Raw genomic sequence first — 13,564 nt, 5'->3', positions numbered from 1 at the left:
GGCACCGTCCGCTCGCCGCGGACGAGAACCTACCGGCCGGTAACCATATGGGCGGCATACTACCCAGAAGCCCCGGACGCCGCCGCCAGTCCGCGGCGGGACCGCGCGGTGGCCTCGTCCCAGGGGTGGAACAGCTCGATCGCCGGCTCCGAGAGCGTCACGTCGGCCGGGGCGCCGAAGGTGGCCATGGTGCTGGACATCGACAGCTCGCCCAGCGGGGTGCGGACCCGCAGCGGCACCTGCACCGGGCTCGGCGGGGCCGCCGGACCCCCGTCCCCGGCCTCCTCCTCGCCGGGGAGGGCCGGATACCGGCACACCTCCTCGTACAGCGCGCGCAGGTCCGCGTCGCCGGTGGCGTTGACCCGGCGGAGCAGCCGCTCCAGGAACAGCGACCGGACCTGGCCGAGGTTGGCCAGGCGCGGGGCCGGCCCCTCGGGGTGGAGGGTCAGGCGGAACACGTTCGGCCGCGGCTCCAGCAGGCGGGGCGGGACGCCGGCCGTGAGGACGGACATGGCGCGGTTGCCGGTCACCACGTTCCAGCCGCGGTCGACCACCACGGCGGGGTACGGCTCGTGGGTGGTCAGCATCGTCTCCAGCGCGGCGCGGACCGACTCCGTGCCCGCGTCGTCCGGACCGCTCTCCCGGTACTCCGGCGCGTGACCGGCGGCCGGCAGCAGGGTGTTGCGCTCCCGCAGCAGGGCCCCCACCCGCGACGTCCGTTCCGCGTCCATGGCCGGGAGGGTGGTCGGCCGCCGATCACCGCGGCCGTGACCTCGGAGGTCATCGAGTCCGTGCCCCGGCGGTGCCACGGTCCTCACGACCGCGCCCCAGGGAGCGAGGAGATGCGCACGAGCACCCGTACGGCCCGTACGACCACCGCGCCCGCCGCCGTCCGACGCCCCGCCGGGGCCGGTTCCGCGCCGGACGCGCCGCTCCGCACCGTCCCGCGGAGCGACGCGTGGAGCACCGCCGTCTTCGGCGTCGTCCTGCCGGCCGGGGCGGGCTGCTCGACGGACCGCTGGGGCTCCCCGCCACCTGGTCCGTCCCGTTCGGGATCGCCATGCTGGGCGGGGCCGCCGCGCTCGCGCTGATCGCCGGGTACCCGCGGATCCCGTCGCGCCTGTCCGCGACCGTGGTCGTGGGCAACGCGCTGTCCTGCGGGGCGCTGCTGGTCCTCACGTTCGCGGACGTGCTGCCGCTCACCGGTCCGGGCATCGCCTTCATGCCGGTCGGAGCGGTGGTGGTCGCGGTCTACGCCGCACTGGAGTACGCGGCCCGCCGCCGCCCGGAGAGCGCCGGGCCCCGACGCACGGCCCCGCCGCCTGCCGAGGACCGCACGGTCCGCCCGCCCGGGGTGCATGGCATCGCCCAGGCGAGGAACCGGTCTACTCGACCGTCTGGCACGCCACGCCGGGCCGCCGCCCGGCCGGCAGGGACGAGGAGACCCCATGGGGCAGAACCAGGAACCGCCGCGCCGGGAATGGCGCCTGCCCGACCCCCGCCCCGGCCCCCATCCGGACACCGCGATAGAGCAGATCGCCGAGCAGCTCCGGACGCTGGTGCGCGCCCAGGAACGGTTGCAGGGCGTGCTGGGCGCCGTGATGTCCATCAGCCGGGAGCTGGAGCTGCCCGTGGTGCTGCGCCGCGTCGTCACCGCCGCGATGGAGCTGGTCGACGCCCGCTACGGAGCCCTCGGCGTGCTGGACGAGGAGAAGAAGGCGCTGGCGCGGTTCATCCCCGTGGGGCTCAGCCCGGAGGAGGAGGCCGCGCTGGAGGGCGTCGAGCTTCCCCACGGGCACGGCCTGCTCGGGCACCTGATCCACAACCCCGAGCCCCTCCGGGTCGAGAACATCCCCTCCCACCCGCACTCCGCCGGCTTCCCGCCCGGCCACCCGCCGATGCGCACCCTCCTCGGCGTCGCGATCAGCGCGCGGGGCGAGATCTACGGGGACCTGTACCTGTCGGACAAGCGCAACGGGCTGCCCTTCGACGCCCTGGACGAGGACATCGTCGTCGCCCTCGCCGGCGCCGCCGGGGTGGCCATCGAGAACGCCCGGCTGTTCGGGCAGGTCCGCGCCGGCGCCGAGGGCTTCCAGCGCATGCTGCTGCCCCGACTCCCCGACCTGCGCCCGTTCACCGGCGCCGCCGTCTACCGGCCGGCGACCGCCCCCGAACAGCTCGGCGGCGACTGGTACGACGCGATCCTGCTGCCCGACGACGCCTGCGCGGCCGTCATCGGCGACGTCGTCGGGCACGATCTGAGGGCCGCGGCCGCCATGGCCCAGACCCGCAACATGCTCCGCGCGCTGCTCTACGACCGGCGCACCCCGCCCAGCCTGGTCCTCGGCGCACTCGACCGCACCCTGCACGCGATCACCGACAACCCCGTGGCCACCGCCTGTCTGGCCCGCGTCGAGCCCGAGGAGGACGGCTGGACGCTGCGCTGGAGCACCGCCGGGCACCTGCCGCCCCTCCTGGTCCGCCCGGACGGCCGGACGCGGTACCTGTACGCCGAACCCGGTCTCCCGCTGGGCGTCGACACCGGGCAGCCCCGCCCCGACCACACCCGCCCCCTGCGGGGCGGGACCACCGTGGTCTTCTTCACCGACGGGCTGGTCGAACATCCCGCCCGCCCCATCGACGTGTGCATGGACGAGCTCGCCCGGGTCGCCGCCGCCCACGCCGACCGGTCGCCGGACGAGCTGTGCCGCGTCCTGGCCGACAACCGCACCAGCGACGGCCACGACGACATCGCCATCCTCGCCCTGCGCCTCCCCGACCGCCCCTGACGGCCCGCCGGCCGCGCCACCCGGGCGCCGGACGGGGCGGGCGGCGCGGCTCCCGGACCCCCGTCCGGCCCGCGGCGGCACGGGGCGGGACGGGACCGGACGGGACCGGGAGCCGGCGTACGGTCACGACTGCGGCGTCATCAGCGTCCCCCACGAGGTGTCGGTGACGGTGCCGTCCGGCGCGAAGAACACCCGCACCTCGTACAGGCCCGCCACGCCGCTGAGGAAGTCCGGCTCGCCGTGGTGCCACACCTGCATGCCCGCCCGCTCGAAGTAGGCCACCGCCGCCTCGCGCATCACCCGGGGACGGTCCTCCGGCGGGGTGAGGCCCTGGAGCCACCCCGCGCCCGCCCGGATCTCCTCGGCGGCGGCCCCGGGGTCGACGGCCGGGGCGGGCAGCCGCGGGTCCACCACGGCCAGGAACAGGTCGCCCAGCGAGGTGAAGACCCGGCCCGAGACGCGGGCGCCGGTGCGGGCCAGGGCCACGGCGACGGACTCCGGCGCCGCGTACGGGGCCAGGTCCAGGCGTCCGGGGGCCAGTTCGGGCAGGTCGGCGCCGTCCGGCAGCCCGGCCGCCCGCCGCAGCGCCTCGCGGACGTCCTCGGTGCCCGGGGCCCACTCGAACCAGCGCTCCTCCGGTGCGTACCGGCCCAGCGGGCGGCACGCCAGCCCGCCGCCGGGGAAGACGAGCAGGCCCGCCGCCTCGTCCCACAGCGGGGCGCGACCGTCGAAGGCCAGGTGCTCGCCGGCGAACTCGATCATCCCCCGCGTGTCGCGCAGCGAGAAGGCGATCTCGCGCGTCACGACCGGCAGCAGCGCCCGCGGGAACATCCGGACGAGGGACTGCGGGTCGGGGGTGGGATCGATCAGGTGCTGCTCGGGCGCCGCCGCGGAGAGCGGGACGCCGCCGTCCGGACCGGTGACCTCCACCGCCGTGACCGTGCCGCCGTCCAGCCCCACCACGACGCGGTCGCCGTCGGGCAGCGTGCCCACCACGGCCCCCGGGCCGTACTCGGGCTCGACGCCGTGCCGGGCGAACCAGCCCCGCACCGCCGGGAGCGCCGGCCCCGGCAGCATCGCGGGCCCGGCCCGCAGCGCGTGGGCCAGCCGCGCGGGACGCGGCTCGGCCCGCGGCACGGCGGGGTCGTCGACGACGAGGAAGGCCCAGCCCCGCTCGTTGACGGCCGTCACCGCGGCGCCGCGCCCGTCCAGCAGGCCCATGCAGATCAGCAGCAGGTGGTCGGCGGCCAGCCGGGCGTTGGGGAAGCCGTTGAGGTCGAGCAGGGGCTTGGTGAGCTCGGACACCCCCTGGCGCTCGCCGATCGCGCGCAGTTCGCGCGAGGCGGCGGCCCCCGGGGTGTCGGCTATGCCGTTGTTGGCCCAGGCCCACAGCCAGGTGCCGTCGGCGGCGTAGCTGGCGACGAGCTGCCCGGACAGGGCCACACCGGACCGGCCCACCAGGGGCGCCTCCAGGTCGAACCGGGTCGGGCCGTGCGGCACGAGCCGGTCGAACAGGTCCATCTGTTCGACGGTCCAGGCGAGGTTGGGGCGGGCCAGTGCGAGCAGTTCGTCGCTGAAGGAGTCAGGGAGGGTGGTCATGGTGACAATCGTGGTCGAGTCGTGGTCGGGTGTCGGTGTAGACGGGCCGGGTGTCGGTGTACACAGGGCGGGACTCGCCCGCCACCGCCCCCGGTTCCGCTGTCGGTGGCCGCCCCTACCGTGACGGCCATGGATCACGGAGCATCGCCGTCCCCGCACCCCACGCCGTCCGTCGACGAGTCCTGGGACCGGATCGAGGCCTGGCTGGCCGAGCACGCCCCCGTCACGTACGGAACGCTGCGCCCGCCCGCCCGCGAGGAGGACGTCGAGGCCGCGCAACGGGAGTTGGGCGTGGCCTTCCACCCCGACCTGATCGCCTCGCTGCGCCGCCACGACGGCACCGCGCGACGGGACGACCGGCGGAACGCGGAGGACGTGCTGGAAATGCCCCGGCCGTACGGGCCCCTCGCCGGGCTCGACGACCTCGTCCACGGCACGCTGTTCCTGCGGAGCTTCGGCGCCGACCCGGCCGAGGACTTCGGCGCCGACCCGGCCGAGGACTTCGGCGCCGATCCGGCCGAGGACTTCGCCCACGACGGAAGCGACCGGGAGGAGGACGCGGGTTGGCGGCGCGCATGGCTGCCGATCACCCTCGGCATCGGCCGGGACACCCGGGGCGGACTCTTCCTCTCCTGCCGCGAAGGCGCCCGGTACGGGGCCCTGGGCCGGTACTCCGACGAGGAACCGCCGAGCTTCACCCCGTGGACCTCGCTGCGGCGGTTCCTCGCCGCGCTCGCCGACTCCCTGGAGACGCGGCGCCCGATCGACGGCGCGGTCCCGGTGGCGTTCGACGGCAGGCTGCTGTGGGAGGACGTCCCCGAACCCCTGGTCGAGCCCCGCTCGGCGCTCGCCGAGGCCGAACGGCACGCGGAGCCCGAGCCCCCGGTCCGCGAGTACACCGCCGAGGTGCCCCGTCCGGGGCCGGACGGCGGGAGAGCCATCGCCTTCTTCCTCCGGCGGATCACCGCCCCCACCCCGCCGGACCGGCCGGACGTGGTCTTCGTCGAACACCTGGAACCGGCCGAGGTGCTCCGCCGCGTCGGCGTCGTCCCCCACACCCTCCGCGACCGCTCGCGCGCCCGGGCCCGCGCCGCCGGGGAATCCGCCTGGGCCGCCTTCCGCCCCATGGTCCGCGCCGGCGCCCTCGGCACCTGGTCCTGCCTCCTGGACGAGACCGGGGAACCGCAGGGCCGCCGCCCCGAGGTCCTGCGCCGGCTCTCCACGGGCACCCGTGCCGTCGCCCTGTGGCGACAGGGCCGCGGGGAGGTCCACCTGGCGGCGTACGAGGACGGGCGGCCGGTCCGGACCGAACGCCTCCACCGCCGCCCGTCGCCCTCCCGGCCCGGCCGCCCCCACCGGGCGGTCCTCTCCTCCTCCCTCCCGCCCGAGGAGGACGAACCCCACGGCCCCTACGAGGAGATGCTCGACCTCGTCCGCGAGACCTGGGGCATCGACTTCCACCCCGGCGAGACGGACCTGGGGGTGCTGCCCGGCGGACTCGTCCTGCCCCTGCTGGACGACCTCCCGCAGCCCGCGCCGTACTCCACCGTCCACCACCTCGACCTGGGACCGGCCGTCGAGCGGGCCGACGAGGCGACCCTGCGCGCCGCGGTGGCCGCCCAACTCCGCCGCCTCGCCGCCGAGACCGGCATCGACGCCCATCCCGAGATCGCCGACGCCCTCCGCCTCGTCGACGCCGGACGGCCCCCGACCGTCACCGACGACGACCCGCTGGGGGTGCGGCTGCGGACGCTGAACGCCGAGGCCCACGCCGCCCACCGCTCCCTCGTCGGCCACGACCGGTGGACGCGGCCCGGTTTCCGGCCCGCGATCACCGAGAAGGACCGGCGGGCCTGGACGAGCCGCGCCCGGGCGGGTCGGGCGCTGCGGCTGTTCCTCGAACAGCCGCCCCACGTCGCGGGGGCCGCCGTCCTGGAGCAGAGGACGTCCCCCGACTGGCGCGCGGAGTTCCTCCACGACCTCGACCACGCGCGTGGAGCCCGCGCGGTCGACGGGTGATCCGCCGGCCGCGCCCCGCCGGCGCGCGGCGGCGGTGACGCCCGCCCGGAGGGGCACCCGGCGGAAGGGATCACCGGCAGGCGACCGAACTCCCGGACACCGGGCGCCGGCCGCCCCCCTCGATCCCTCCCACGGCAGCCGGGCCGGGCGGCGGCGCCACCACGGGTTCTTGCCCGCCAGGGCGTCGGACGGCAGGCCCAGGGCCTCCGCGAGGGCCCGCCCGCCGTCGTCGCGCGTCACCCGCCCGAACCGCTCGTCCAGGTCGGCGACGGCGCGGCGCAGCGGTTCGGCGGCCGGCCGCGGGAGGACGTCCGCCAGGACGCCGACGGGTTCCCCGCCGTCCGGTCCGAGATCGCGCAGGGCGGCACGGAAGGCGTCGGCGAGCGGCGTCGGAACGGGCTGCTCCCGGACGGCCTCGCGGATCACCTCGACGCGCACGCCCGGCAGCCGGGCGACGGGCACCTCCACCGCGTCGATCCGGTACCCGCGCTCCCCGCCGGCCGGCGGGCGAGTTCCGGCTCGTCGGGACGGTCGGGGACGCCGTCCCGGGCGTGGAGGCTCAGGCTCCACGCGACGTCACCGCGCAGGACCTCGTACTCGCACGAGACGAGGGCGTCCCACGCCCGCGTATCCGGGTCGGCGTCGGCGCCGGACACCTCGACCGTCTCCGGGTCCGTCCGGAAGCACTCGGCGAGCACGGACGCGAGCTTCTCCGGGCTCGGCTCCTCCACGGTGAGGAGGGTGTACATCACGGTGCCGGTCCTTCCCGTGCGCTCCACAAGGGCGGTGCCCCCGAGAAGATAGCCGGGACCGGCTCGTCGGTGGCAGGTGCCGAGCCGCGCTCTCGGGCCCTCCGGGCCGGACCGGGGCCGGGCGGGGAGACTCCGCCCGGCGGGCGGGACCGTGGGGTGCGCGGCGTGGACGGCCCCGCGCTGCGCGCCCTTCGCCGTGGAGGCGACCGACCGCTTCCCGGCCCGTGCCCGGCGTGGGACGGGCACCCCGCGGAGCGGAACGCCGTCGAGGAGGCCGAGCGTCCGGAGCCCCGCCGCGCGGGGCCTCAGCCCCGCAGCCCGCCGAGCCGTCCCTCCAGCAGCACCAGCAGGTCGGAGAGGATCGCGGAGAGGTCGGACCGCTGCGCCTCGGTGAGGCCGGACAGCAACTCGGACTCGTACGCGAGTTGGTCGGGCAGCAGCCGGTCGATGAGTGCGCGGCCCTCGGCGGTGAGCGAGAGCTCGAAGACCCGGCGGTCCCGGGCGCTGGTGCGGCGCTCCACCAACCCCCGCTCCTCCAGCAGGCGCAGCCGCTTGGTGACCGCCGCGCCCGACGCGAACGTCTCGCGGGCGATCTGCCCGGGCGTCATCTCCCGGTCCTCCCGCCGCAGCGTGGTGAGGACGTCGAACTCCGGCCGCGCCAGCCCCTCCCGGACCAGCGGCGCCTCCTCCGCCTGCTGGAGGAGGGCGACACAGCGGGTGAGCCGGCCGATCACGGCCATGGGCTCCGTGTCGAGCTCGGGGCGGACCCGCCGCCACTGCGACAGGACGCGCGCGACGATGTCCTTGGCGCCGTCCCCGGAGCCGTCCCCGGCACCGTCCTTGGCGCCGTCCCCCGCGCCTCCGGCGTCCCTGCCGTCCTCCGCCGCCACGTGGTGCTCCTCCCGTCCGTGCCCGCGGTCAATTCTGCCGCTCGGCCGGGGCCGGTACGCCGAGTGCGTCCAGTCGGCGCCCGAGGTCCGCGAGCGCCCGGTGCCCCTCCCGTTCGGCGGCCGCGATCCGCTCCCGGGGCAGGGCGCGCAGCCACCACTCCCCGGAGGCGGTCTCCGTCGCGTCGCGCAGCTCCACCAGGGCGGCGGTGAGCCGGCCGACGGTCCGGTCCGCCTCGCGCCTCGCCTCGGGGGTGTCGGCGACCGGGCGGAGGGCGTCCTCGCGCGCCCGCTCCACCTGGCGCAGGGCCTTCTCGACCCGGCCGCCGGCGGGGCGGTTGACCACCAGCAGACACACCAGCAGGCCCAGGACCGCGCCGAGCAGGGTGTCGATCAGCCGGTCGCCGATCAGCTCCTCGGCCGGACGCCTCTCCCCGAACTCGGTCAGCAGCAGCGCCAGCGACGTCACGCAGATGGTGCCGAGCCAGTAGTTCCGGGGGATCAGGGCCTCGGCCCCGACCTGTGCCAGGAAGACCAGCAGGATCAGGGCGAGGTCGCCGGCGCGGGCCAGCGGCAGCACCAGGGCGAAGACCAGCAGTCCGGGGAAGCTGCCGAGGACGCGCTGCACGGCGCGCTGCCAGGACAGGACGGTGTTCGCCTGGAAGACGGACGCCGCCACCACCACCGCCCAGTAGGGGTGGCCGACGCCCAGGCCCATCGACGCCCAGCCCGCCAGGGCGCACCCGACGGCCACGCGCAGCCCGATCGGCAGCAGCGGGGACCCGGGGCGCAGCCGCCCCGGCACGGCCCGCACGCCCCGCGGCCGGTGGGCGGCCCGGTCGACGGCGATGCCGGTCAGCTCGTCGCTCTGCTCGGAGGTGAGCGCCACCCGGGGCAGCGGCCGGTTCTTGCGCAGGTCGTGCGCCCAGACGGCCAGACGTCCGGCCTCCGCCTCGGCCGCCGCTCCCGTCGGGCCGTGCGCCGCCGACTCGGCGCGCACCAGGAGGCGTTCGAGACCGGCGCGGGACGCGGCCGAGGCCGAGGAGCGTCCGCCGACCAGGAAGAGCGTGTGCCACGCGGCGTTGACCGCGGCGGCGGCCGCCCCGCGGGCCCGCGCGACGGCCTCGGCGTCCCCGGCGGGCGTGCGCAGCAGCCCGGCCGCCGCCTCCAGGGCCCGCGCGACGGCGATGCGCTCCGGCCCGTGGGGCCGCACCAGGCCGGGCGCCATGCACACCAACCACGCCACCACGCCCCCGAGCAGCGCCAGGAAGAGGTGGAAGGGCACGTCCGACAGCCGCTGCGGCAGGAAGAAGCCGCCGGCGGCGATGAAGGTGAAGATCAGGTTTCCGGGCGGCCCGATGCGCGTCGCGTCGCAGAGCATCTTGTGCGCGGCGGCGACCAGCGCGGCCCCCAGGACGAGCAGCGGGCCCGAGTCGGTCAGCGCGGCGGTGGTCAACGCCACGCCGAAGCCCGCGAGCATGCCGGCGATCACCCACAGCAGCGTCCGCGCCCTGACGGCGTACGGGAGGCTGTGGGCGTACAGCGCGCACATCGAACCGGCCGAGGTGTGGACGGCCAGGTCGAGGCGGCCGACGGCGAGCAGCACGAGTTGGGGGATCAGCAGGGCGGTGGCCGCGCTGAACGCCGGCTTGTGCCAGATGTCGCTCGCCCTGTTCAGCCGCACGGTGCTGCGGATGGGCAGGGGACGTAGGCGCCCGCCGGACGGGGTCTCGGTCTCGGCGGGCGCTTCCAGGACGGCCTCGGAACGTTTCACTCGTAAAAGATTAACAGGTATTTCACCAGTAAAATAAATATGCCGTCCGCGTGACGGACCGTGTCAGACTCGGCGCGTGCCGTTCGACCACAACGACCACTACCACCGACTGCTGCTGCGCCGGCTGCCCCACGACTGCCGAACCGCCCTGGACGTCGGCTGCGGGACCGGACGCTTCGCGCGCCTGCTCGCGGAACGGGGCATCGAGGTCGACGCGATCGACGTCTCGGCGGAGGCGATCGAGGCCGCCCGCTCGCTGTCGCGGAGCCTCGGCGACGGCCGTCCCGCGCCGCGCTTCCGCCGGGCGGACGTCACCCGGATCACCCTGCCCCGGGAGCACTACGACGTCGTCTCGTGCCTGGCGAGCCTCCACCACATGCCGTTCGACACGGTCGCCGCGCTCCGGGACGCCCTGGCCCCCGGCGGCGTCCTGCTCGTCCTGGGCTGCCACCCGGAGGTCTCGGCGACGGACCGGGCCCGGAGCCTGGTCGCCGTCCCGGTCAACGCGGTGGCCCGGCTCGCGGTCGCGATCCGGGAGCGGGTCCGCCCGGCCCGCGGCGGGACCACCCCCGTCCGGGCGCCGGTGAAGCGCCCCGAGAAGCCGCTGGAGGAGATACGGCGGGAGGCCGCCGTGCTGCTGCCCGGCTCGACCCTGCGCAGACTCCTCTTCTGGAGGTACCTGCTGGTCTACCGCAAGCCGGGCAGCAGCCGTCGGGGCCGGTAGGCGCGGCGGCTCAGGAGAAGTTCACGTCACTACAGATGTAGTAGACCTGATCCGCGTGCGAGGCCTTCCAGATCGTGTACACGACGTGGTGCCCGCTGCGGCCGGGGGCACTGACGTCGACCCTGATGTCCGAGGTGGGGGCGTAGCGCCCGGTCGTCTTGATCAGCTCCAGGTCGCCCCAGCCCAGTCGCTCGGTGGTGGGGTCGAAGCCCTGCCTGGTGACGTAGATCTGGAGGTAGTCCGCGCCGTGCAGGGCCTGGTCGCGCAGGTGCACGGTGAAGTCGCGGCGGACATCGGTCTTCTTCCACCGGCCGGGGACGTCCATCGACTTGTAGCGGCCGTCCGCGGTGTGACCGGCGCTGCACAGCTGCCCGTCGGGGATGAACGCCCGGTGGTTGCCGCCGACGTTCTCCCGGTACAGGCCGTTCCAGTTCCACATGGCGTTGGTGTCGTCCTGCCACGCCTGCCAGCACATCGGGTCCTGCTGCTGCATGGCCGGGTTCTGGAAGTCGCTCCCCCAGCGCAGCCAGCAGCCGTAGTTGCGGGAGGCGGGGTCGATGACCGACCCGTGGGCGGACGCGGTGTCGGTCCAGGGCACCAGCCCGACCACGACGGCGGCCAACACGGCGAGCGCGCGGAGCGCCCAGCGGGGCGCTAAGACATGATCATGACAACTCATGGGGGGTCTCCACTCTCGTTCGAGAATGCGCGGTTCCACCTGGGAGCGCTCCCAGGTGCTACGGGCGCGTTACCCGCGGCCCTTTGACCGAAACATGTTCGATAGAAATTCGACAGAAATCCACGTCGCGGATCACTCCGGAGCCGCCCTCGGGGACCTGTCCCACGGTGCGGCCCATGGCGTTGGCGGACAGCACGGCTTCCGAAATCCTGCGCGCGATCGAGGAGTTCGACCGCCTCGGCCGCGAGAGGTTCCGGGGACGTACGGCTTCCGCGGGGCACGCCGTCGCCGTGCTCCGCGCCCCCGGACTCACCCCCGCACCCGGCTCGCGTCCATCCCCGGTACGCCCGCCAGGGCCGGGTGGACGCGGCCCGGGTCGATCGTGGTGATCTCGTACCGGGCGACCCCGGCCACCACGAACGGGTCCTCGGCGGCGATGCGTTCGGCCGTCGCCCGGTCGACGCCGCACGCCACGATCGCGCCCCCGCGCTCCGCGGGCACCGTCTGCCCGGAGACCAGGAACGTGCCCTCCCGGTGCCGGCGTTCCAGGTACTCCACGTGCGCGGCGACGAACGGCTCCGCGGCCTCCGCCGAGTCCGTGTACTCCACCATCATCAGGTGCAGCATCCGCTCCCCCGGTGCGTCCCGGCCGTCCGGCCGTCTCGGCAATCGTCCGGCGCCCACCCTACGAGCACACCGCCGACGCCACGAGTGCCGCCACGAGTACCGCCGAGTCGCGCCCTACCGCCCCCGGTGGAGGCGGTCGAGGTCGACGAGGACCACGTCCCCCCGCGCCTCCGCCTCCCGGAGCGCGGGAGTGAAACCCGCGCCGCCGTAGCAGGCGGGCCGGGTGCGGCCGACGTCCTCGCCGCGGGCGGCGAGGAGGGCGAGGAGCCGGCGGAGCCGCTCCAGGTGGGGCAGGTCCATGGTCTCGTGCAGGCGCGCCGACCCGACCGACAGCAGGGCCCCGGGCCGGTCGTCGGCACGGTGACCGCGCACCACCACCTCGGCGTCGAGCGCGGCTCCCGGCTCCGGGCGGGGCAGTGAGCCGTGGGACGCCGAGCCGGGCTCCCCGCCGAAGGTGTCCGGGGCGGCGAACCCCACCGCCCAGTCGCGGCAGACCTGGGCGAAGTGCGGCGCCGCCACCGCGGATTCGAAGACGGCGCGGGCCCGCCGCCAGACGTCGGCGGCACCCTCCTGCTCCAGCGCCGAGCGCTGCGGCCAGACCACCGCGTGCTCGAAGGCGAGCAGTGGCTCGGCGATCCTCAGCCGGGTCAGGCTCGGGCGGAAGGCGTCGGCTTCGTGGCGCAGCAGGCCGCTCGCGCGCAGCAGTTCCAGACAGTGGGAGACGTCGGCCAGTCCGGTGTCCAGGCAGTCGGCGACCCCGCCGATGGTGGCGCAGCCCAGGGAGACGGCCGCGAGCGCGGAGTGGCACAGCGCGCGGTCCTGGTGGTCCGCCTCCTCCTGGAGCAGGTGGTGCGCCTCCCAGAAGATCGGCGTGCGGGAGTCGAGGACCGTCCTGCACACCCAGGCGTCGAAGTCCTCCGGGCCGGCCGGCGCGTCGTCGCGGACGAGGTCCCGCCGGTAGGCGGGGGTGCCGCCCACGATCGCGTGGACCGAGAACGCCAGGCGGGGGTCGTCGATGCCCCAGAACGCGGCGGCCTGCCGGAAGTCCAGCGGACGCACCTCCAACTCCAGGTCCGCGAGCCCGTGCAGCGGCGAGGGGCGGCTGAACAGCCTGCGCATCATCGGCAGGTCGCTGCCGCAGAGCAGCAGGCGCGCGTGGTTGTCCCGGCCCTCGTCGCGCAGGCGGCGGTAGGCGCCGTGGACGACGGAGGGCAGCGAGGGGCACTGCCGCACGAGGTGGGGGAACTCGTCGACGACGACCGGCAGCGGACGCCGGTCCCCCAGCGCCAGCAGGGCGTCGACGGTGTCCTCCCAGGTCCGCGGGCGGTCCGCCGAGGGGGTGCCGGTGTGGAGGGCGAGCTGGTCGCCCAGGCGGTTGAGGGACTCCGTCCCGGCCGCCTCCTGGGCGCCGAAGTAGAAGCCGTCCAGAGCCCTGGTGAGCGCTTCGAGCAGGTACGTCTTGCCCTGCCGGAGCCGCCCCGAGACGATGCCGAGACCGGGTACGGGCCGCGGGTCGCGGGCGAACGCGGTGAGGGCCTCCCATTCGGCGTCGCGGTCGAAGACCACGGCCGGTTTCCGGATGTCCGGCCGGGCGTGCCGGAGGACGTCGGTTCGCGACACGGGCCGCTCCCCTCGCTCGGTGTCCCTCCCCTGTCCGTCTCCTTCCACCATCGCACCGCCGGGCGCCGCCCGGCACGCTGCGCGGACCTCCCCG

At 75.8% G+C, this 13,564-nt stretch carries 11 protein-coding genes; 3 read left to right on the top strand and 8 right to left on the bottom strand.

Going from position 1 to position 13,564, the window contains the following annotated elements; genetic code table 11:
* Positions 1–59: 59 nt before the first annotated feature.
* Positions 60–731 (bottom strand): MmyB family transcriptional regulator, encoded by a 672-nt coding sequence (locus ABD335_RS05820; RefSeq protein WP_344320993.1) that lies wholly within the window; start codon positions 729–731, stop codon positions 60–62.
* A gap of 717 nt (positions 732–1,448) precedes the next feature.
* On the opposite strand from ABD335_RS05820, the gene ABD335_RS05815 reads away from it, so the two are divergent.
* Positions 1,449–2,789 carry a PP2C family protein-serine/threonine phosphatase gene (locus ABD335_RS05815; protein ID WP_344320992.1) on the top strand — a complete coding sequence of 447 codons (1,341 nt, stop codon included), beginning with the start codon at positions 1,449–1,451 and terminating at the stop codon, positions 2,787–2,789.
* 123 nt (positions 2,790–2,912) lie between these two features.
* Here ABD335_RS05815 and ABD335_RS05810 read toward each other — a convergent pair whose 3' ends face one another.
* Positions 2,913–4,388 carry a DUF6882 domain-containing protein gene (locus ABD335_RS05810; RefSeq protein ID WP_344320991.1) on the bottom strand — a complete coding sequence of 492 codons (1,476 nt, stop codon included), beginning with the start codon at positions 4,386–4,388 and terminating at the stop codon, positions 2,913–2,915.
* Positions 4,389–4,517: 129 nt separating this feature from the next.
* On the opposite strand from ABD335_RS05810, the gene ABD335_RS05805 reads away from it, so the two are divergent.
* A complete protein-coding gene (locus ABD335_RS05805; protein ID WP_344320989.1) occupies positions 4,518–6,407 on the top strand; it encodes a hypothetical protein in 1,890 nt (629 codons plus the stop codon).
* 422 nt (positions 6,408–6,829) lie between these two features.
* On the opposite strand, the gene ABD335_RS05800 is transcribed toward ABD335_RS05805, so the two are convergent.
* The 3 genes from ABD335_RS05800 to ABD335_RS05790 form a co-directional block, all read right to left on the bottom strand.
* On the bottom strand, positions 6,830–7,159 hold the full coding sequence (locus tag ABD335_RS05800; protein ID WP_344320988.1) for a hypothetical protein: 330 nt from the start codon (positions 7,157–7,159) through the stop codon (positions 6,830–6,832).
* Positions 7,160–7,464: 305 nt separating this feature from the next.
* Positions 7,465–8,049, bottom strand: a complete 585-nt coding sequence (locus ABD335_RS05795) for a MarR family winged helix-turn-helix transcriptional regulator (RefSeq protein WP_425583551.1) — start codon at positions 8,047–8,049, stop codon at positions 7,465–7,467.
* Positions 8,050–8,077: 28 nt separating this feature from the next.
* Positions 8,078–9,820: an FUSC family protein gene (locus ABD335_RS05790; RefSeq protein WP_344320987.1), complete on the bottom strand. Its 1,743-nt coding sequence runs from the start codon at positions 9,818–9,820 to the stop codon at positions 8,078–8,080.
* Between the two features lie 76 nt (positions 9,821–9,896).
* Here ABD335_RS05790 and ABD335_RS05785 point away from each other — a divergent pair, with 76 nt between their 5' ends.
* Complete coding sequence (locus tag ABD335_RS05785; RefSeq protein ID WP_344320986.1) at positions 9,897–10,544, top strand: class I SAM-dependent methyltransferase; 648 nt, start codon at positions 9,897–9,899, stop codon at positions 10,542–10,544.
* A 10-nt stretch (positions 10,545–10,554) separates the two neighbouring features.
* On the opposite strand, the gene ABD335_RS05780 is transcribed toward ABD335_RS05785, so the two are convergent.
* The 3 genes from ABD335_RS05780 to ABD335_RS05770 form a co-directional block, all read right to left on the bottom strand.
* Entirely contained in the window at positions 10,555–11,223 is a 669-nt protein-coding gene (locus ABD335_RS05780) for a lytic polysaccharide monooxygenase auxiliary activity family 9 protein (RefSeq protein WP_344320985.1), read from the bottom strand.
* Between the two features lie 309 nt (positions 11,224–11,532).
* The gene (locus tag ABD335_RS05775; RefSeq protein ID WP_344320984.1) at positions 11,533–11,850 is read right to left on the bottom strand and encodes a YciI family protein; all 318 of its coding nucleotides are present in this window, start codon (positions 11,848–11,850) and stop codon (positions 11,533–11,535) included.
* A gap of 114 nt (positions 11,851–11,964) precedes the next feature.
* Positions 11,965–13,470, bottom strand: a complete 1,506-nt coding sequence (locus ABD335_RS05770; protein WP_344320983.1) for an AAA family ATPase — start codon at positions 13,468–13,470, stop codon at positions 11,965–11,967.
* Between the last annotated feature and the right edge of the window lie 94 nt (positions 13,471–13,564).

Origin of the sequence: Streptomyces macrosporus, assembly GCF_039533145.1 — a bacterium.
Taxonomy (GTDB): domain Bacteria; phylum Actinomycetota; class Actinomycetes; order Streptomycetales; family Streptomycetaceae; genus Streptomyces; species Streptomyces macrosporus.
The sequence above is the reverse complement of the archived record's forward strand: the minus strand, read 5'-3'. Positions and strand labels throughout refer to the sequence as shown.

Bases quoted from the DNA above. Each gene is read 5' to 3' on its own strand.
- ABD335_RS05820 (WP_344320993.1), bottom strand. From the start codon at position 731: ATGGACGCGGAACGGACGTCGCGGGTGGGGGCCCTGCTGCGGGAGCGC.
- ABD335_RS05815 (WP_344320992.1), top strand. From the start codon at position 1,449: ATGGGGCAGAACCAGGAACCGCCGCGCCGGGAATGGCGCCTGCCCGAC.
- ABD335_RS05810 (WP_344320991.1), bottom strand. From the start codon at position 4,388: ATGACCACCCTCCCTGACTCCTTCAGCGACGAACTGCTCGCACTGGCC.
- ABD335_RS05805 (WP_344320989.1), top strand. From the start codon at position 4,518: ATGGATCACGGAGCATCGCCGTCCCCGCACCCCACGCCGTCCGTCGAC.
- ABD335_RS05780 (WP_344320985.1), bottom strand. From the start codon at position 11,223: ATGAGTTGTCATGATCATGTCTTAGCGCCCCGCTGGGCGCTCCGCGCG.
- ABD335_RS05775 (WP_344320984.1), bottom strand. From the start codon at position 11,850: ATGCTGCACCTGATGATGGTGGAGTACACGGACTCGGCGGAGGCCGCG.